The organism is Idiomarina sp. D18, from assembly GCF_057748155.1.
Genome location: NZ_CM173240.1, coordinates 1 through 19165, shown reverse-complemented (window position 1 = coordinate 19165; position 19165 = coordinate 1). Strand labels below are relative to the sequence as shown.

The 19165-nt window shown below is 47.2% G+C and carries 18 protein-coding genes; 6 read left to right on the top strand and 12 right to left on the bottom strand.

Annotation, left to right across the window (positions count from 1 at the left end):
* Complete coding sequence (gene panC / locus AC3AP5_RS00090) at window positions 1-843, top strand: pantoate--beta-alanine ligase (RefSeq protein ID WP_487326863.1); 843 nt, start codon at window positions 1-3, stop codon at window positions 841-843.
* Here panC and panP read toward each other — a convergent pair.
* From panP to mpl, 6 genes are read right to left on the bottom strand one after another with little or no spacing between them, the layout of a single operon-like run.
* Complete coding sequence (gene panP, locus AC3AP5_RS00085; RefSeq protein ID WP_040487582.1) at window positions 820-2481, bottom strand: pyridoxal-dependent aspartate 1-decarboxylase PanP; 1662 nt, start codon at window positions 2479-2481, stop codon at window positions 820-822. The genes panC and panP overlap by 24 nt on opposite strands.
* Window positions 2482-2485: 4 nt before the next feature.
* A complete protein-coding gene (gene trmB / locus AC3AP5_RS00080; RefSeq protein WP_006954315.1) occupies window positions 2486-3190 on the bottom strand; it encodes a tRNA (guanine(46)-N(7))-methyltransferase TrmB in 705 nt (234 codons plus the stop codon).
* A complete protein-coding gene (locus AC3AP5_RS00075) occupies window positions 3187-3963 on the bottom strand; it encodes an ABC transporter permease (RefSeq protein ID WP_006954316.1) in 777 nt (258 codons plus the stop codon). The genes trmB and AC3AP5_RS00075 overlap by 4 nt, the downstream gene beginning before the upstream one ends.
* The gene (locus AC3AP5_RS00070; RefSeq protein ID WP_006954317.1) at window positions 3960-4895 is read right to left on the bottom strand and encodes an ABC transporter ATP-binding protein; all 936 of its coding nucleotides are present in this window, start codon (window positions 4893-4895) and stop codon (window positions 3960-3962) included. Before AC3AP5_RS00070 ends, AC3AP5_RS00075 begins: the two co-directional genes overlap by 4 nt.
* Before the next feature lie 9 nt (window positions 4896-4904).
* On the bottom strand, window positions 4905-5540 hold the full coding sequence (locus tag AC3AP5_RS00065) for a flavin prenyltransferase UbiX (protein ID WP_006954318.1): 636 nt from the start codon (window positions 5538-5540) through the stop codon (window positions 4905-4907).
* Window positions 5541-5562: 22 nt separating this feature from the next.
* Window positions 5563-6894: a UDP-N-acetylmuramate:L-alanyl-gamma-D-glutamyl-meso-diaminopimelate ligase gene (gene mpl / locus AC3AP5_RS00060; protein ID WP_487326862.1), complete on the bottom strand. Its 1332-nt coding sequence runs from the start codon at window positions 6892-6894 to the stop codon at window positions 5563-5565.
* Window positions 6895-7023: 129 nt separating this feature from the next.
* On the opposite strand from mpl, the gene AC3AP5_RS00055 reads away from it, so the two are divergent.
* The 5 genes from AC3AP5_RS00055 (at window position 7024) to AC3AP5_RS00035 (ending at window position 11053) form a co-directional block, all read left to right on the top strand.
* Window positions 7024-7998 carry a class 1 fructose-bisphosphatase gene (locus AC3AP5_RS00055; protein ID WP_006954320.1) on the top strand — a complete coding sequence of 325 codons (975 nt, stop codon included), beginning with the start codon at window positions 7024-7026 and terminating at the stop codon, window positions 7996-7998.
* 80 nt (window positions 7999-8078) lie between these two features.
* Window positions 8079-8606 carry an inorganic diphosphatase gene (gene ppa, locus AC3AP5_RS00050; protein ID WP_006954321.1) on the top strand — a complete coding sequence of 176 codons (528 nt, stop codon included), beginning with the start codon at window positions 8079-8081 and terminating at the stop codon, window positions 8604-8606.
* 2 nt (window positions 8607-8608) lie between these two features.
* Window positions 8609-9316, top strand: a complete 708-nt coding sequence (locus tag AC3AP5_RS00045; protein ID WP_272977650.1) for an ABC transporter ATP-binding protein — start codon at window positions 8609-8611, stop codon at window positions 9314-9316.
* On the top strand, window positions 9309-10568 hold the full coding sequence (locus AC3AP5_RS00040; protein ID WP_487326861.1) for an ABC transporter permease: 1260 nt from the start codon (window positions 9309-9311) through the stop codon (window positions 10566-10568). The genes AC3AP5_RS00045 and AC3AP5_RS00040 overlap by 8 nt, the downstream gene beginning before the upstream one ends.
* Entirely contained in the window at window positions 10565-11053 is a 489-nt protein-coding gene (locus AC3AP5_RS00035; RefSeq protein ID WP_487326860.1) for a DUF3299 domain-containing protein, read from the top strand. Before AC3AP5_RS00040 ends, AC3AP5_RS00035 begins: the two co-directional genes overlap by 4 nt.
* 5 nt (window positions 11054-11058) lie before the next feature.
* Here the strand turns inward: AC3AP5_RS00035 and AC3AP5_RS00030 are convergent, their stop codons facing one another.
* The 6 genes from AC3AP5_RS00030 to AC3AP5_RS00005 form a co-directional block, all read right to left on the bottom strand.
* Window positions 11059-13275: a GGDEF/EAL domain-containing response regulator gene (locus AC3AP5_RS00030; RefSeq protein WP_348671147.1), complete on the bottom strand. Its 2217-nt coding sequence runs from the start codon at window positions 13273-13275 to the stop codon at window positions 11059-11061.
* A 79-nt stretch (window positions 13276-13354) separates the two neighbouring features.
* Window positions 13355-14065: a TIGR04219 family outer membrane beta-barrel protein gene (locus AC3AP5_RS00025; protein WP_272977517.1), complete on the bottom strand. Its 711-nt coding sequence runs from the start codon at window positions 14063-14065 to the stop codon at window positions 13355-13357.
* Window positions 14066-14087: 22 nt separating this feature from the next.
* Complete coding sequence (locus tag AC3AP5_RS00020) at window positions 14088-15089, bottom strand: DUF2333 family protein (RefSeq protein WP_487326859.1); 1002 nt, start codon at window positions 15087-15089, stop codon at window positions 14088-14090.
* A gap of 6 nt (window positions 15090-15095) precedes the next feature.
* Window positions 15096-15515 carry a copper chaperone PCu(A)C gene (locus AC3AP5_RS00015; protein WP_487326858.1) on the bottom strand — a complete coding sequence of 140 codons (420 nt, stop codon included), beginning with the start codon at window positions 15513-15515 and terminating at the stop codon, window positions 15096-15098.
* A gap of 35 nt (window positions 15516-15550) precedes the next feature.
* Window positions 15551-15874: a hypothetical protein gene (locus AC3AP5_RS00010; protein WP_272977518.1), complete on the bottom strand. Its 324-nt coding sequence runs from the start codon at window positions 15872-15874 to the stop codon at window positions 15551-15553.
* 171 nt (window positions 15875-16045) lie between these two features.
* Complete coding sequence (locus tag AC3AP5_RS00005) at window positions 16046-18457, bottom strand: TonB-dependent receptor plug domain-containing protein (RefSeq protein ID WP_272977519.1); 2412 nt, start codon at window positions 18455-18457, stop codon at window positions 16046-16048.
* Window positions 18458-19165: the final 708 nt, after the last annotated feature.

The following is a 19165-nucleotide window of genomic DNA, read 5'->3' as shown; positions in this document are numbered from 1 at the left end:
ATGTTAGTACTAAAAAACTTAAAAAGTATGCGTCAGTGGCGCTCGGAACAAACCACTTCGGTTGCTTTAGTGCCTACCATGGGCAATTTACATGAAGGTCACTTGAGCCTAGTTAAAAAGGCACAAACACTGGCAGATAAAGTTGTCGTCAGCATCTTTGTGAATCCCATGCAATTTGGAGCAGGCGAAGACCTTGATAGTTACCCACGAACGTTGGAGCAAGACTGCCGTCTGTTAAGTGATGCCGGTGCGCACGCAGTCTTCACACCTACTGTCGATGAGGTTTACCCACGCGGACTCGAGCAACAAACCCGCGTCGAGGTTCCCGGCATCAGCGACATACTATGCGGTGCGAGCCGCCCAGGCCACTTTACCGGCGTGGCGACTATCGTATGTAAGCTGTTTAACATGGCACAACCCGACGTTGCGGTGTTTGGTGAGAAGGATTTTCAGCAACTGCAAGTAATTCGTTTAATGGCGAGCGACCTCTCATTACCCGTTCAGGTTATCGGTGCACCGATACAACGTGAAGGCTCGGGTTTAGCGATGAGTTCAAGGAATGGATACTTATCAACTTCGCAACGCGAGCAGGCAAGTCTTATTTATCAGCAGCTGTGTTGGGTCAAGCAACACTTGAGTAGCGCCTCTAAAGCCACTTCGTTATGCCGACAAGCAAGCCAACAGCTTTCGCAACATGGTTTTGCTGTCGACTATTTTGAAGTGCGTAATGCTCACGATCTGACGGTGGCCTCTGACGACGCCCCGGAGTGGGTGGTGTTGGCGGCTGCCAAACTCGGCAGCACGCGCTTGATTGATAACTTACGCGTCGCGAATCAAACCTAACTCGCGCATTTCAGTGTGCAACGCCCCTCTTAGGCTCGTTGCTTTCTCAGCAATTTCGCGTTGTTCCGCGATAATTTCACGTAGCATGTCATGGGTCGTGAGCGGATTCGCCAATACGACCCTAAAGACAACGGTCGGCACACGGTAGTAATGCTCAGGTGTCAGCTTTGTACGCGATACGAATGAGCGGCCACTTTCACGCTGCCGCTTCTGAATGTAGCGCGTGAGTGCATTAAGATGCGGAGTTAGGCGCTCCACTTGCTCAACATTGGCTGCTTCCAGCGCTAGCTTCACGCGCTTAGGTACAAAGCGATAGGTTAATAAACACAACTCGGGCTCTGTGATAACCTCGAAGTCATCTTGTTCGGCGATCAAACTAGAGAAGTAGCGGGCTTTTTCAAGGCTGTTATTGATTAGAAGCTCATAACCACGACGTCCGATTACATGCATGGCTGAAAAAACCATCATCGCCATACCCGGCCGTGAACCCTCCATGGTGTGAGAGCCCAAATCTTTCGAACCCTGACGGATAATGTATTCGGCATGATGTTCAATCGCCTTAACCATTGCAGGGTCCTTAAACAGCACCAAGCCCGCGCCCATGGGCACATACATTTGCTTATGCGCATCAATGGTGACACTATCAGCGCGCTCTATGCCACTTAATAAATGTCGATAATCGTTGGACAATAACGTCGCACCACCCCACGCCGCATCAACATGAAAGTGAATACCTAATTGCTCAGCAATATCAGCCATGTCAGCCAATGGGTCTATATGCCCAGTCTCTGTGGTTCCCGCGACGCCTACTATCGACAGCACTTCGCCGCCTTGTTCACGTACGTCCTGACAGGCCTGTCGCAACGCATCAATCTTAATTCGATTATTAGCATCGGTAGCGACGGCCACTAAATTCTTACGACCAATGCCCAGCACATCAGCGGCCTTGCTCAACGAGTAATGTCCGCGTTCCGAAACTAATACCACCAAGCGCTTGTAATTATAATGCGCCAGTCCCGCAGCTAAGCCTTCTGCGGCTATCCCCGCAAAGTCACCGTCTGGCTTCAACAGTTGGTTGCGCGCTACCCAAAGTGCGGTCATATTCGCCACGGTCCCGCCCGAACAAAATGCGCCAAGTGAATGTTGTGCACTATGCATCCAGCGGTTGTAAAACGATGACTCGCGTTGGTAAACCAAGTGATGCAGCATACCAATGACATTACGCTCAAGCGGCGTAAATGCTTTGGAGGTTTCAATTTTGACAAGGTTTTGATTGAGACCAACCATCAATTTCGCGAGCGGCATCAAAAAGTAGGGTAGTGCCGACGTCATATGGCCGATAAACTTCGGTGAAGCTGTATGTACTGAGTGCGCAACTAATTTCTCAAGTAAAAACTCAGTATGGTCTGAGACAAACTGCGGATTTTCTGGAATCGACGCTTTCTCAAAGTCGCGCTCGATATCTTGTAGTGGCTTTTCTTTTGCCACGATATGATCGCCCAAGAATCCTAAAAGGTTTTCAGACAGATCTTTCTCGATTCGGCTTAGCGTTGAGTCGGGCGCCTCGGGCAACGTAAAAATCCGATACAAAGACTCTTGGTTTACTTCCGCGTATGACTTATCGTCAACGTCATTCATATGCTTACCTGTCCACATTCTCAACTGCAGTAACTGCAGCCGTTAAATCAGCGGTTAACCGCCATAGTGCCTGTCCACTGGCTAAATATTTACGCTCAAAAGGTGTCATCGCCTGCTCAGGATCCATCGCAAGGTAACCCACCGAAGCATCCACCTGATTGAGACTTAACGCTTGCGCGACCTCGAGCAAGTAGGTACTCCAATTAGAACGCATCTGTAACTGGCCACCTATTTGAACCACCGCAGGCCACACGGGTGAGCCATGCCAGCGTCGAGATAAATGCGCCTGCTTGGGCCATGGATTCGGGTATAAAATTGTATGCAATTCAACGGGCCACTCAGCTGCCGCAACCAAACGCCAGAAATCGAGTAAATCTGCTCTCACCAGATAGTAACGCTGTCCTCGCGATGAGCCCTCGTAAAAGTCATGTTTATCTAATCGATGACTCGACTTATCGACCCCCACGACTAAGGCGTCAGGATATTGTTCTGCCAACTTAGCGGTACTCTCACCGACACCGCAGCACGAGTCTAAAATAATCGGTCCCTGCCATGATTGCACAGGCTCATTCACCGCATCAAATGCTGCTTGGTTATGAGCCTGTATGGGCTTTAAAAACTCCGACCCCCAGTGCCGACGAGCGACACTCAGGGTATCTTCATGAGGACCTGTTTGGTTCGAGTGTACTGGGCGTGCTTCTTGGTTCACGAACGAATTCCCTTACCTTTTTCTAGCAAGTAATAGGCACCTGAGAAAAACACCACGTTAAAAGCAATTAAAACCCACATGGCAGTCGCAATACCCACATCTGACTGACCTAAAAAGCCATAGCGGAATCCATTTACCATATATAAGATTGGGTTTGCCATCGACACGTTCTGCCAGAACTCAGGTAGCAATGACACCGAGTAAAACACACCACCGAGATAAGTTAGCGGTGTTAAAACGAAAGTCGGTACGATAGATATGTCGTCAAATGTCTTACCGAATACACCATTCAGTAAACCACCTAGAGCAAATAGCGTTGAGGTTAATACCACGGTCAGAATGACATAGCCAATGTGCGCGATGCTAATATCGACAAACATAAAGGAGACGAATGTCACAATGACCGCCACGATCATTGCACGTGCCATACCACCACCAACATAACCAAGAATAATGGCCCACGTCGGTACCGGCGAGACCAGCATCTCTTCAATGTTGCGTTGAAACTTTGCGCTAAAAAACGACGAAGCCACGTTGGAGTAGGAGTTAGTAATCACCGACATCATGATAAGGCCCGGTACGATGAACTCCATATAAGTCACACCACTCATGGTGCCGATACGCTCACCCACAATGCTACCGAAAATGACAAAATAGAGTGTCATGGTAATTGCAGGCGGCACTAAAGTTTGCACCCAAATACGCAGAAAACGCGTGCACTCTTTTATCCAAATTGTTTTTAGCGCTATGATATTGGCCGATGCGTTACTCATTGACTACTCTCCTCTTGTTTTCGGCCGTTCTCAACCATATGAACAAATAACTCTTCGAGACGGTTGGCCTTGTTTCTCATCGATAAGACCTTCGCGCCTTGCCCGCTCAGCTGCTCAAATACGTTATTCAAGCCAGCGTCTTTCTCGACATCAACTTCGAGGGTGTTATCGTCGCTCCAGCGACTGTCGAAACCATCGATTGAGATGTCTTTATGACCTTCTGCCAAATCTAGAATAAAGGTTTCACGGCTTAATTGAGTAAGCAGCTTCTTGATAGAAGTATTCTCCACAATACGACCCGCATCGATAATGCCAATATTACGACATAACATCTCAGCTTCCTCTAGATAGTGAGTCGTTAAAATGATGGTGATGCCTTCTTTATTAATTTGTGTGAGGTAATCCCACATCGAACGGCGTAGCTCGATATCAACCCCAGCAGTCGGTTCATCTAAAATCAGTAATTTGGGCTCGTGCAACAAGGCGCGTGCGATCATGAGCCGACGCTTCATGCCGCCTGAGAGCGCGCGTGCAGGCTGGTCACGTTTGTCCCATAACCCCAATTGCTTTAGATATTTCTCTGAACGTTGATGCGCCAACTTTCGTGGTACGCCATAATAACCCGCTTGGTTAACGACGATCTGACGTACTGTTTCAAACTGGTTAAAGTTAAACTCTTGTGGTACGAGGCCAATTTGTCTTTTTAAATCGGCAAGCTGCGTATCAAGGTCATACCCAAACACCGTTACCTTGCCTTCGGTCTTATTGACAAGGCTTGAGATAACGCCAATGGTTGTAGACTTACCTGCGCCATTAGGACCTAGTAACGCATAAAAGTCACCTTCTTGAACTGTTAAATCGATCCCTTTAAGTGCTTCAAAGCCACCCTTATAGACTTTTCTTAACCCTTTGATTTCTAGTGCATTAGTCATTACTAAAGTTTACTCCTTTCCATAGCCCCAACGGTGCATCAACGACTGTTCAAGACCTAAGTGATCTAGCATCCGAGCGACCATGAAGTCGATTAAATCGTCGATCGTCTCCGGTTGGTGGTAAAAACCCGGTGCAGCGGGCATAACCGTGACTCCCTGCTCACTCAACTGCAACATATGACGCAAGTGTATTGCCGAAAGTGGGGTTTCGCGTGGAACTAGTATCAATTGCCCGCGTTCCTTGAGAACGACATCGGCAGCTCGCTCGATCAAGGTATTACTGCTACCTAACGCCACTGATGACAAAGTACTTGTCGAGCAGGGACAAATAATCATTCGCTTAGGCGCGGCGGAGCCCGAAGCAACCGGTGAAAACCACTCTTCTTTACCGAATACTTGTAGCTGGTTTGAGACAACTTCAACGCCGCGTTTTTCAAGCAACTCGACCCATTGCTGCTGCATCTTTTCAGGGGCCGCAGATAAGCTTACGTTATGTTCAGTTGCCATCACCACACGAGCCGCACTCGAGACAAGTAAATAAACCTGTTGCTTCTGCTGCAGAAGACATTCTATCAAACGAATAGCGTAAGGGGCACCCGATGCTCCAGTAATTGCGACTGTGATGCGGTTATCTTCAGATCTCATTATTAACTACCCAACTCATGATTTATGTTGCTTGTAGAGCTTTGACTAAGCGATTTTGCATACCCTCGAACCCACCGTTACTCATAATAACCACCGTATCACCAGGTACTAGATCGTCGATAGCATGTTGCAACATTGCTTCTGTGTCACTAAATACACACGCATTAGGCACTGCGCTAGCAATGTCCCACTCGATAGACGCAGGAGCAAATATATTAATACTATCCGCATCGGCAAGTGCGTTTGCCAAAGCGTCTTTATGGACACCGCTTTTCATCGTATTTGAACGAGGTTCAAGAAATACCACTAGTCGTCCTGTTTCGCTCTTTTTAAGCGCTTCCACCGTGGTTTTAATGGCGGTAGGATGATGTGCAAAGTCATCGAACACTCTTATTCCGCGGTGCTCAAGCAATAACTCCAATCGCCGCTTAGGGGCCTTAAATGTTGCTAACGCTTCAGCCGCCTGTTGCGGTAATACGCCAACATGGAAAGCCGCGATCATTGCCATCACAGCATTCTGCATATTATGGGTACCCACTAAAGGCAACTTAACAGCGACTTCGTTATCGTCTCGACGAAGATTAAATAACGACGCATCCGCTGAATTAGCATGGTAATGCCAGTCTTTGCCAACCCTTACCACGTCACTCCAACAACCCTGTGTGATCACCTGTTCGATGGCATCGACTTGGTCGGGAATGATGACTTGCCCATTTCCAGGAACAATTCGCAATAAATGGGAAAACTGCTTTTGAATATCAGCTAACGTGTCGAAAATGTCAGCGTGATCAAACTCAAGATTGTTGATAACTAGAGTGTTCGGTGAATAATGAACAAATTTAGATCGCTTATCAAAGAATGCGGTATCATATTCATCCGCCTCAATAACAAAGAAGTCACTTTTACCCAGCGCTGCACTCACATCAAAGTTACCGGGTACGCCACCAATCAAAAAGCCAGGCTGATAGCCATTCGCTTGCAAAATCCAAGTAAGCATGCTGGCTGTCGTCGTTTTACCATGCGTCCCGGAAACAGCAAGCACCCAACGCTGAACTAGGACATTATCGTGCAACCATTGAGCGCCGGAACAATAACTCATCTTCTGATCGAGTACCGCTTCCACCTCTGGGTTTCCACGACTCAAAGCGTTACCAATAATGACAAGTTCGACCGTTTTATCGATATTCTCAGCACGGTAGCCCTCGATGAGATCAATACCCAAAGCTCGCAACTGATCACTCATCGGCGGGTAAACCTGCTGGTCGGAACCTGTAACCTGATGACCCAGTTCAATTGCTAAACGAGCGATGCCGCCCATAAATGTGCCACAGACACCAATAATGTGAATATGCATAGTTAGTTTTCGAGCTAAAATAAAAGGCTAAGTGTATCATTCAAGCGCACAATCAACAGGATTTTTGCGCAGAATTAATGTACGATACGCGTCCATACACCTGTCACGACAAAAAGGGAATGGAACGACATGAAACGCCTGCTTCCAACGCTCCGTGCTGATAATGCACCTGAAGGACTTATTTCAGTTCTAAATACCATACAAATTGCCGCTAAAGAGATCTCTTTTCGGCTGCATCAAGGCGCCCTCGCCGGGGTATTGGGCTCAACACTGGACGAAAATATCCAGGGTGAAACGCAGAAAAAGCTCGACGTGGTCGCAAACCAATTGCTCAAAACCTTATTGCTTGAGTCTCCTCGTGTACACGCAATTGCGTCGGAAGAAGAGGACAGCATTGTATTGAGTCCGAATTCAGGCGAGTACTTAGTTGCTTTTGATCCGCTTGATGGCAGCTCAAACATCGATATCAATGGTACAGTGGGTACTATTTTTTCGGTTTTACCCAAGCCAGAAAATAGCGCCAATGACGAATCTATGTTTCTGCAAAAAGGGCGTAACCAAGTCGCGGCAGGATACGTACTTTATGGTCCCTCGACTATGTTGGTAATGACAACAGGATCGCATGTCCGCACCTACACGCTCGACCAAACAGTAGGTGAGTTTTTACTGACTAAGGACACTGCGTCTATCCCAGCGGACACTCAAGAGTTCGCAATAAATATGTCTAATCAACGCCACTGGGGTACGGCGGTGCGCGAATACGTCGAACACCTGCTTTTGGGTGAGGACGGCCCTCGACAAAAGAATTTTAATATGCGTTGGAACGCGGCAATGGTTTCTGATGTCCACCGTTTAGTCACTCGTGGCGGCTTATTTACATATCCGTGGGATGCTCGTAATCCTGACAAGCCGTATAAACTGCGCTTAATGTACGAGGCTGCACCAATGGCTATGATTGTAGAGAAGGCGGGCGGCTCGGCAAGTAATGGCTATGTGCCCATTTTAGATATTGAGCCTGAGCAGATTCACCAACGTGTAGCTGTTGTCATGGGCTCGACAAATGAAGTACAAAAATGCGTTGAATATCATGAGAAGCATGGGTAAGACCTTAGCTTAATCCCTTGCCCCGATAGCGACAAACGATATAATTTAGTGGTTAACAATTAACTGATGTAGGAAACATTATGAGTTTAGGTAACGTACCTGCGGGTAACAATCTTCCCGATGAAGTGAACGTAATCATTGAGATTCCAGCAAATGCTGACCCGATTAAATATGAAGTCGACAAAGACACTGGCACCCTTTGGGTTGATCGTTTCATGGCGACGCCAATGTTCTATCCATGCAATTATGGTTTTGTGAACCATACCTTGTCTCTCGACGGTGACCCCGTTGACGTGCTTGTTCCTACACCTTATCCATTGCAAGCCGGCTCGGTCATTAAATGCCGCCCTGTCGGCGTGCTTAAAATGAGCGACGAATCAGGCGAAGATGCGAAAGTCGTTGCTGTCCCGGTGAGTAAGCTGACTAAAGAGTACGACCATGTTCAGGACATTGATGACCTTCCTGAATTACTTCGTGCACAAATCACGCACTTCTTTGAGCGTTACAAAGAACTCGAAAAAGGCAAGTGGGTCAAAGTCGAAGGCTGGGGTAACGCAGCAGACGCGAAAGAGGAAATCGAGTCCTCTTACAAACGCGCTCAGAAGTAATTATGGCTTATGCCATAGAAATCGACCACCTTGCCTTTGCGTGGCAAGGTGGTCAACTCACTTTAGATATTCCTCACTGGCAGGTAGAAACGGGTGAATCCGTTTTGCTCCGCGGACCGAGTGGCAGTGGTAAGTCGACGTTGTTATCGTTGCTTGCGGGTATCAACGTAGCTCAACAGGGGAATGTGAGTTTACTCGACCAGTCCTTATCTAACCTCAGTGGCCGCAAGCGCGATAGATTTCGTGCTAATCACATTGGCTATATTTTTCAGCAATTCAATTTACTCCCATACTTAAGCGCGCTCGACAACGTGCTCCTGGCAACTCAATTTTCTCCTAAACGCCGCCAGCGCGTAGCTGAAAGTGGCCAGTCGGCGGAACAGCTCGCTATTCAATACTTAAAACGGCTCGGTCTTAGTGCCTCGCAGCAACAACAAGCGGCGGCTAACTTGAGTGTGGGTCAACAGCAACGCGTGGCAGCTGCAAGAGCATTGCTCGGTGCACCCGAGTTATTGATCGCTGACGAACCGACTTCAGCGCTCGATAGCGATCGCAGAGATGATTTTATAAAACTTTTGCTCGAACTCAGCGAACAGAATAATACAACCGTATTATTTGTGACGCACGATGCGAGTCTCGGGCAGTATTTTAATCGTCATGTTGAGTTAAGCGACATCAATCGAGCAGCGGGAGGTTCACCCCATGCTTAAACTTGCTATTAAAAGCTTGGCTAATCGCAAAACCAGTGCGTTACTGACGGTTATTGCAATCGCTGTCAGCGTCGCACTACTGCTCGCCGTTGAACGAGTAAAAGAACAAGTCCAAGCGAATTTCGCGAATACCGTATCGGGCACCGATCTCATCGTCGGCCCCAGAAGCGGCGACGTACAACTGCTACTGGCGTCTGTTTTTCATATCGGAGCGCTTAACAATAGCATGAGTTGGCAGAGCTATGAGAAGCTTAGCCAAAATCGTCAGGTAGAATGGTCAGTACCCATTTCCTTGGGTGATAGTGTCAGTGGCATGCCGGTTGTTGCGACGACCGCCGGTTACTTCCAGTATTTTAAGTATGCCAACCAACAGCCACTTAAATTGCAGCACGGCGAGTGGTTTAATCATTCTGAGCAAGCCGTATTAGGCGCTGATGCCGCAGAAAAGTTGGACTTTAGAGTTGGCGACCAACTCATTATCGCACATGGCACAGGCGGCATAAGCTTTAGCCAACACAGTGGACATCCAATTGATGTTGTTGGCGTTTTGAAACGCACAGGCACCCCTGTTGACCAATCCATTTATGTTGACTTAAAAACGCTTGAGGACATTCATGGCGGAGAGACTGCTAGCGAAGCCGAAGAGCATGCGCACGAGCACACCGGTCATGATGAGCACGCTGACCACCATCACCCGACCAGCGCTATAAGCGCGGCATTGGTGGGTTTAAAGTCGCGCCAAATGGCGTTATTTATGCAGCGCGACATCAACACCGCAGATGGTGAGCCACTGACTGCATTAATGCCGGGACAAACATTGCAACAACTTTGGAAGACATTACGTGTGTTTGAGCAAGCTCTTAATGGTATCTCCGCTATTGTAGTTATCATTGGCCTACTCGGCATGCTAACGATCTTACTGGCAAGTCTACGTGAACGCAGCCGAGAGATGGCTGTGTTAAGAGCGGTAGGTGCGGGTCCTGGCACGCTGTTCACGTTGTTGGTCACTGAGGCAGTATTATTAACGATCATTGCTACGGCGTCGGGGCTGGCGTTGCTATATATCCTGCAAATTTCCCTTGCCGGCGTGATTCAGCAGCAAACGGGATTATTGTTTGCTCTGCAGTGGCCTACCGCTGCAGAATGGTGGAGAATGTTATTTGTGGTTGTTGCAGGCTTCTTAATGAGTCTTGTACCTGCTTGGCGCGCTTACCGCCAATCACTTGCAGACGGTTTAACGGTGAAAGTATGAAGAATAGTTTGAAAGTAATGATGAGCACAGCGTTGCTATTTCTGGCGAGTCAGAACATGGCGTTCGCAAGCGAAAAAATTGGTTGGAAAGATTTAGTACCTGAAGGCTTTACCCCTCCCCCTGTAAAGCCTCAGTCGTATTACGACCAAAACCCTGAAGAAGCAGAGCAAAAGTTTCTTGATGCACCTGTTGTACAGGCGCTAGATGGCAAGAAAGTGAAAATTCCTGGCTATGTCGTACAACTGGAAGGCAACGCGGATGCGGTTACAGAGTTCTTATTAGTCCCGTATTTTGGTGCTTGTATCCATGTTCCACCACCGCCTCCTAACCAAATTATCCACGTTAAGTTCGAAGAAGGTGTTCCTTACGAGAACACCTACGATGCGGTTTGGGTCGAAGGAACTATCTCAACTCAACGCACAGACAGTGATTTAGCGGTTACGGGCTATTCAATGAAAGCTGATAGCGTCACGGTTTATCAGTAAAGATATTAATCTATGTTGGCGGATTGTTTAGCAAGCAGCTCCGCCAACCGTTGTGCTGGCATGGGTTTCGCGAAATGAAATCCCTGTGCCTCCGCCACCTGTAAGTTTTTGAAATAACTCACTTGCTCTTCAAGCTCAATACCCTCTGCTAACACACTCATTCCAAGTCGATGAGCCATATTCACAATAGTCTCAATAATGATACGGCCACTGTCTTCATTTGAGTTGTGTACGAATGTCTTGTCGATTTTAATACGATCGAGTGGAAGTTTCTGAAGATAACTCAACGATGAGAAGCCGACGCCAAAATCATCAATAGCCACATGAATACCTTGCCGTTTTAGACGGTAAAGTATATCGGCCACAAGATCAGGATCTTCCATCACAATACTCTCAGTGATTTCCAGCTCAAGTCGGTCTGGGCTGACATTATGGTTTTGTAACTGCTGTTCGACTAACTCAGGAAAATCACGCATTCTAAATTGCGGCACTGATACGTTGACAGCAACGCGAAGTTCGGGCAAACCTAGCTCGTCAAACTGGCGGATCTGCTGGCAAGCCTCTTCAATGACCCAAGCACCGATATCAACGATTAACCCTGAATATTCTGCCAGCGGAATGAACTCGCCAGGAGAGATAAAACTACCATCGCGCTGCGGCCATCGCAGCAAGCTCTCAACACCAATAATCCGTTTTGAAGCTAAACAGACTTGCGGCTGATACCACACCTCTAACCGTCTTTCTGCGAAATCGGCCCGCAGCATGCGTACAATATGTAACCGACGCTGAGTTTCCTGCTCCATATAAGGCAGATAGTAATTATGACGCTCAAAAGAATTCTTCTTCGCATTTTTAAGTGCAATATAAGCTTGCTTAAGCAAGCTCTTACCGCTCTCATGCTCGCTATTCGATGCAGCAGTAAAGCCACAGGTAATGCTCAATGGAATATGATGCTCTCCCGCTCTATACGGAAGTCTAAATAACTCATTCAGATTACGGGGCGAGATAATTTCTTCGGGACCAATTAAACCAAAGACATCAGCGGCAATGCGTGAAATAAACACCTCAGACCCCAGTTGCTCACTCAAGCGCAAAGCGACCGACCGAAGTAATAAGTTGCCGACATCCTGTCCGAGCCCGTCATTCACATCAGAAAAATGGTCGATATCCATAATTGAAACGACAATATGTTCATCTTTCTGCTTTGCGAGGTCTGATAGGCGTTTAGAAAACTCGCTTCGATTTGCGACACCTGTCAATGGATCACGATAAGCCGCGGCACGCAACTCCTCAAACAAGTTCGCGTTTTCAAATCCCACGGCAATATTGGCGAGAAACACTTCGAGTAACTCTTGGTCATAATTCTCCAGCAACTCTTCTGTTTCTATGTAAGCAGCGGCTTGATGAACTTGTCCATCGATGAAAAATACGGAAGCGCCCTGTAATTGAATATGACGCTTTTCCCGCAAGCACTGTTTCACCGCTTCTTCTATAAATGCCGAATTAAGACTCGAAATTGAGCGATTAATACTTCCAGCGAAATGCCCTGCTGCCCCAAGTACAAGAATGTCATCATCTTTATGTGGCGCTCGCGCTCCTACGATACCCTCGGCTGACAACCCTAATAGCGAAGCTAACTGAGTCACCACGCCCTCAGAAAAATTCACAATAGAGTGCTTTTCCATCAGATTCGATGCAGAGTGAATAATTTTTCGTAACCCGCGGCGGTTTTCGTTGATAGTACGTAGTTGTTGGTATGAACGGATGGCAGCAAAAACGGTGGTTAACAAGCGACTTCGGGTCAGTTCCGTTTTTGTTTTGTAGTCGTTTATATCATAATCTTTGATAACACTTTCTTCTGGCGCGTAACCGGGTTGACCGGTGCGTAGCACAATTCGAACTTCTTCGTTACGTAATTCATTACGTATGGCTCGTGCAACCTTGAGTCCAGCATCATCGGATTCCATGACAACATCCAACAACACCATTGCAATGTCGTCATGGTCAGCCAGCATATCCATTGCTTGCTGACCATTATAAGCATGAATGAACTCAAGCGACTTGTCAGCAATCAGCACATCCGAAAGCGCCATTTTAGTCACGGCATGAATCTCCTGATCATCGTCGACGATCAAGATTTTCCAACTCTCTAATGCACTAACTGCCCTCGTTTCCTCCTCATCGTCGATAAGAAACAGCGGCTCTTCATTTTTACTGCTCATTCTTGCCTGCAATTTGTTAATTCCGATATAACAATCTAGCCATATCGAACTTTAACTGCAAGTATTTATAACAGGCTATCTAGAAATGAACGTCAACTGACACGAACGGACCCGAGAACCGAATATCACTGTATGTATCGTCGATATCATCGAGCTTAATTTCCATATCGCGGTACCCTAAACGCACGCTCGCATCTATCGCCGCATTATCTAAGAACTGATACTCCACTGACGCACTAACATCGCGGATATCGCTATCGTCAAAACTTAATGCACTCGCCTCAGCATTGATCCACCAAGAAGTGAATGGTAGTCCGATTTTTGTTGATGCGTAAGCCATCGGTACCGTACCAGAGAAATCAACGGGAGTAACAGCGGCATCTGCGACGATATAACGGGTGTTTCCATCAAAGCGTTTTGCATTGACACCTAAGTCAATCGAGACGATATCGTTGTCAAAGATTTCATAATAAAGAATATAATCAACGTGACTAAAATCGCTTTTTGGATTTATGCCATCACCGTCGACCGTCATGTCGTTCCAACGTGCTTTAAAATTCGGAATTAAGGGTATTGGATGTTCAAGTGCGACATAGTAGCTGGAGAACGTCTCGCCTTGATCATCATAATTGCCTAACTGTACTAACGGATCAAAAGCTGAAATCGAACCATCGACATTTCCATCCCAATACTGCCCACCAGCGAACACACCTAATACGGTGTCGGCACTTGCTGCCATAGGAGCTAGCGCTAAACCAGCAAGTGGTAATACCTTCGCAAATTGCTTCATAGTGTTATCCTATTTAAATTGTTCAGCCTTGTGCTAATAAGCTACGTAATTCAATAAGCGCAGCGTTTGCACGAGAAATATAATTAGCCATGACTAATGAATGATTTGCCATCAATCCAAATCCAGAACCATTAAGGACCATTGGGCTCCATAACGTCTTCTGCGTTGACTCTAATTCACTAATTATCTGTTGCAAGCTAATTAACGCATTTTTATCTTCTAGGATATCCTTGAAATCGATTTCAACTGCTTTTAAGTAGTGGAGTAAGGCCCAAGACGCGCCGCGAGCCTCATAAAAGACATCGTCAATTTTCCACCAGCTCGTTTGCTCACGAACGATACGAGGCGTTGGCGTTGACTGCCGTGCATTCGCATCACCCGCCAAGGTGACATCGGGCTCTACTCGCGCAACACTGGCACTCAAACGGCGAGATAGAGAACCTAAACGCTTCTCTACTTCTGCAACCCACGCACGCAAATTATCGGCTCGCGAGTAAAATTGAGCTGAGTGATCGTTAGGATCTGCAAGTGCCAAACGATACTGCTTAAGTTGACTTATCACTTCACTGAATTCACTTTCGGGTGATGGCGCAAACCAACTGGTATGATCAATGTTCATTGCCGGCTGAGCTACGACAAGAAAAGTATTCTCAGCTGACTGGGACTGTGAGCGGCTATACTCGTTACGCATAACTAACAGCAAATCACGGGTCATTTGGACAACCCCATATTCCCAGGCAGGAATATCGTCGACCCAGGCAAACGGTGGCAGAAGATCATTACTCATATAACCGCCGCGCTTATTTAGCAGCGTATCCAACACATCGATGGCCGCCGTTGAAGTTGCGAAACCATTTACGGCCTCTAGATTGAGACGCTTAGCTTCGGCTTCAACACGTTGTTCAACGTCAAACGTATCTGGCTCTTCAGAAAACCACCACGCAACTATCCACAGTAAGATTAAAAAGGATACTAATGAAATGAGTAACCACTTTACACTTAACTTTAATTTGCCTATTCGCATAGCCTGTTATCGACCCTCAATCGGAATTAAAATAGTTTGTGTCTGATTATTATCGTACGAAATGCTCAGATTAAAAGTTTCCCCCTGAGACAAAGGGTGCTTCAACCCCATCAACATGAAGTGATAACCTCCACTTTGAAATACAACTTGCTCGTTGGGAGCAATCGCAAGTTCAGGAACATGCATCATCGACATCATGCCATCTTTCATTTTATGCGTATGGATCTGAGTCATTTTACTGACATTTGAAGACACGCTTTTAATCACTATGGTTGCAGCCGAGTTGTTCTTTATTGTTGCGAACGCGACGCCATTATTTGAGCCTGGGATTGACTCTTTCGCGCGCGCATCTGTAATAGTCAACGCATCTTGCGCTATAGCTCCGCTAGAAACCATGAGCGCAAGACCAAAGAAGAGTTTTAACATGATATTCACCTCAATTATTGATCATTGAGATGATGTTACACGGTTTTGCGTCGATCCCGAAATACAAAGTAAAGAATCAGCAAACAAATGATAAGCGGCCAAAACATACCAATCCCGGTAAATATCAAGGCAAGAAAACCTGCACCAAGTCCCAGTAGTACGCTACCAAACACGGTCATCACGACAAAAAATACTAATCCAACAATGGCGAAACCGACCAATAGACTGATTGTAAATTCAATAACTGAACCGACCGCAAAACCCAACCCCGAAAGTATCTCTGGGGCGAAAAATAGCGCGCCCACAATCACTAATGCAATGAGCCAACCTTTACCGGCACTTCGTTTATACGTGGACATATTGTTCTCCTAAACTGTTCACTTCAGTGAATATAATTCAAATGCCATGCCAACATATAAGTGATTGTTTATTATGTAGTTTTTATATTTACGGCGTTTGTTTCCAAAATTATTAAGCGTTAAACATAAAAAAACCGCCACTTTGTGGCGGTTTTGACTAACTCGATTTTATTAGAAACGGTATTCAACTTCTGTATAAACATAGCCGCCATTAAATCCAATTGGCGAGTTAGTGAGTGGATATTTGAAGATACCATTAAATTGATTACCTTCACCCCGTTCGTCTGGGTATTCGTTGAACAGGTTTTGCGCTCCGACCGTGATATCAAACTGATCATTTAGCGCGTAACTCACTGTAATGTCGGTAATCCAATTCGGTCCGTAAGTCTCTTTACCACTGGAATAATTGATACTATAAGTACCAAAGTAACTCAATTGAACGTTGCTAGTCCAGCGACCTAATTGGTGAGTCAAGCCAAGTGAAGCACTACTTGAGGGAACCGACTCTGTCATTCTCACGCGCTCGTCTTCATCAAAAAGAACTTGCTCTAAACCATCAAGTAGCGGCGGTAAGTTTACAGAGTCAATCTCGGTATCATTGTAGCCATATGCAAGTTGCGCTTTGAGTGACCCATAATTATTAAGTTCGAAATCTTTGCTCACGACAAGGTCAATACCCTGAGTGGTGGTATCCACTGCGTTCACAAAGAATCGAGCGTTATCGGCGTTAGTTTGCGCTAAAGCATCAGCCACGGCCTGCGAATCAGTAGGCGAGACGTCACCTGATAGAATGATGCGATCATCTATCGCTATCTGATACGCATCCAATGTCACCGCGAGACCATTATAACCATTCCACACTAAGCCTAAACTGTAACTCTGTGACTCTTCTGGCTGCAAACGACCGATGTTGAGTGCGTTAGCTACGTCGCTCAGATTATTAAAAGTTCCTGATTGTTCTGGTACTAAACCGTCCCCTCTATCAACAAACAAAGTCGATACATTGGTAAAGTAAAGTTGCTGAACACTCGGAGCTCGAAAGCCAGTATTCACTGCACCACGAATAGCCAATCTGTCTGTAATGTCGTAACGACCTGACAGCTTCCAGCTTGTATTATCACCAAAGTCAGAGTAGTCCTCGTAACGAACGGCTGCGCCCCACATAAAATCAGTGGTTAGCTGGTTCTCTGCTTCTAAATAAATACCGACGTTATCGCGACTTTGATCGACTTCCGAATCCGGAGTGAAGCCACTGAAGCCCTGACTACCGGACGGACGATCTTGATAACCACCATCAATATAAGAGGCCTCTTCACCCGCTGTAATTTGATAAGTGTTTTTTCTATAGCTAATTCCCGTCGCTATTGATAAGTCGGAATTATTAAAAAACGGCAAAAATCGCTGAGCGTCAATGGTGACGTTTGTCTCTTTATTTTCCAACGTGCCTGCTTCAAATGACGTCGGTGTTTGAGTCGGCCCTAAAGAGGCATTCAAAGAGTTTTCAACGTTGTATTGAAACTCGCTAACGCCATGACCCGCACTGACATCAATCGTCCATTCCCCCTGCAACCATTCGTAGCCTAAATATGCAGAGTAGTCTTTAACGTCGGGTGCAAGGATTGGCAGAAAACCATCTGGATAGATTTCAGTCAGCGTATTAGATTGCAATGCACGACGATAAAACGCACCCGATTCCGATGAGCGGTCACTTACGCCAGCAAAGGCATACAAAGTGCCGCCTTCAACCACTTCTTGCTCATAGTTTGCGAATAAGGCAGCGTTCTCATATTCTGCATCACCCACGTGAAAGCTGTAGCGATCGAATGTTTCTTCTCTTGGGTCAGGCTCTCCGTTAGGCAATTCCGGATACTGCTGACGAGGATCAGGTCCCGCGCGATTGGTACGGTTCTTGTGATGAAATTCGCCGGATAGCGTTAGTGAGCCGTTGTCACCGACCTTAAACCCACCACTAGCAGATAGCTTATACTGCTCCCCGTCGCCTTCGTAGGTTTGACCGACTTGTGCATTAGCTGTGCCGCCAGAATCGTTGTCTTTAAGCACGATATTGATCACCCCAGCAATTGCGTCCGAACCGTAAAGTGCTGCAGCACCGTCGCGTAACACTTCGATTCGCTTAATCGCTGAAATAGGAATCGCATTCAAGTCTACGTTGGAACTACCGCGGCCGGTTGTGCCACTTAAGTGTACTAGGGCCGACTTATGACGACGTTTGCCATTCACCAATACTAAGGTGTGATCTGGAGATAATCCCCGTAGAGACGCTGGGCGCACCGCATCAGTTCCGTCAGTAACCGATGACGACGGGAAATTAAAACTCGGTACTGCGTATTGAAGCGCTTTCGCCGTCTCGGTAATACCCGTAGCTGCTAAATCGTCAGCTGAAATAATGTCGACAGGTGCAGCACCATCGGTAGCAGTTCGGTAAGAAAGACGTGAACCTACAACCTGTATTACCTCTTCAACATCCGCCTCAGCTTGATCTTGCTGCTGAGCTAATACGGGTAAGCTACCCAACGACGTTGCCGTAGCAACGGCGAGCGTGATTGCATTATATTTATTCATTACTGCTCTCCATGGGCCATAACACAAAGAATTTATGCAAGGCAATATACCAGTAGTTAGCAATACGAAGATAATGCAGTTTACGATTATATATAAACAAAAATTATAGGTAGCGTGCGCCTTGGGCGCACGGGGCGATATGGATTGTCGCGCAGGATGCGCGACGTACGCGGTGCGGTCGTAGCGTGCGCATTCTGCGCACGGACCGATATGGGTTGTCGCGCAAGATGCGCGACGTACGTGGCGCGGTGGTAGCGTGCGCATTCTGCGCACGGCTCGGTGTGGATTGTCGCGCACAATGCGCGACGTACGCGGCGCGGTCGTAGCGTGCGCCTTGGGCGCACGGGGCGGTGTGGATTGTCGCGCACAATGCGCGACGTACGCGGTGCGGGCGTACCATCATGCGGTGGTAGCGTGCGCCTTGGGCGCACGGGGCGATATGGATTGTCGCGCAAGATGCGCGACGTACAGGGCGCGGTGGTACCATCATGCGGTCGTAGCGTGCGCATTCTGCGCACGGCGCGGTGTGGATTGTCGCGCACAATGCGCGACGTACAGGGCGCGGTCGTAGCGTGCGCCTTGGGCGCACGGGGCGATATGTATTGTCGCGCACAATGCGCGACGTACGTGGCGCGGTCGTAGCGTGCGCCTTGGGCGCACGGCGCGGTGTGGGTTGTCGAGCACAATGCGCGACGTACGCGGTGCGGG

Coding starts and splice junctions, on each gene's coding strand:
- panC (WP_487326863.1), top strand. CDS start 1: ATGTTAGTACTAAAAAACTTAAAAAGTATGCGTCAGTGGCGCTCGGAA.
- panP (WP_040487582.1), bottom strand. CDS start 2,481: ATGAATGACGTTGACGATAAGTCATACGCGGAAGTAAACCAAGAGTCT.
- AC3AP5_RS00075 (WP_006954316.1), bottom strand. CDS start 3,963: ATGAGTAACGCATCGGCCAATATCATAGCGCTAAAAACAATTTGGATA.
- AC3AP5_RS00070 (WP_006954317.1), bottom strand. CDS start 4,895: ATGACTAATGCACTAGAAATCAAAGGGTTAAGAAAAGTCTATAAGGGT.
- AC3AP5_RS00065 (WP_006954318.1), bottom strand. CDS start 5,540: ATGAGATCTGAAGATAACCGCATCACAGTCGCAATTACTGGAGCATCG.
- mpl (WP_487326862.1), bottom strand. CDS start 6,894: ATGCATATTCACATTATTGGTGTCTGTGGCACATTTATGGGCGGCATC.
- AC3AP5_RS00055 (WP_006954320.1), top strand. CDS start 7,024: ATGAAACGCCTGCTTCCAACGCTCCGTGCTGATAATGCACCTGAAGGA.
- ppa (WP_006954321.1), top strand. CDS start 8,079: ATGAGTTTAGGTAACGTACCTGCGGGTAACAATCTTCCCGATGAAGTG.
- AC3AP5_RS00045 (WP_272977650.1), top strand. CDS start 8,609: ATGGCTTATGCCATAGAAATCGACCACCTTGCCTTTGCGTGGCAAGGT.
- AC3AP5_RS00040 (WP_487326861.1), top strand. CDS start 9,309: ATGCTTAAACTTGCTATTAAAAGCTTGGCTAATCGCAAAACCAGTGCG.
- AC3AP5_RS00035 (WP_487326860.1), top strand. CDS start 10,565: ATGAAGAATAGTTTGAAAGTAATGATGAGCACAGCGTTGCTATTTCTG.
- AC3AP5_RS00030 (WP_348671147.1), bottom strand. CDS start 13,275: ATGAGCAGTAAAAATGAAGAGCCGCTGTTTCTTATCGACGATGAGGAG.
- AC3AP5_RS00025 (WP_272977517.1), bottom strand. CDS start 14,065: ATGAAGCAATTTGCGAAGGTATTACCACTTGCTGGTTTAGCGCTAGCT.
- AC3AP5_RS00020 (WP_487326859.1), bottom strand. CDS start 15,089: ATGCGAATAGGCAAATTAAAGTTAAGTGTAAAGTGGTTACTCATTTCA.
- AC3AP5_RS00015 (WP_487326858.1), bottom strand. CDS start 15,515: ATGTTAAAACTCTTCTTTGGTCTTGCGCTCATGGTTTCTAGCGGAGCT.
- AC3AP5_RS00010 (WP_272977518.1), bottom strand. CDS start 15,874: ATGTCCACGTATAAACGAAGTGCCGGTAAAGGTTGGCTCATTGCATTA.
- AC3AP5_RS00005 (WP_272977519.1), bottom strand. CDS start 18,457: ATGAATAAATATAATGCAATCACGCTCGCCGTTGCTACGGCAACGTCG.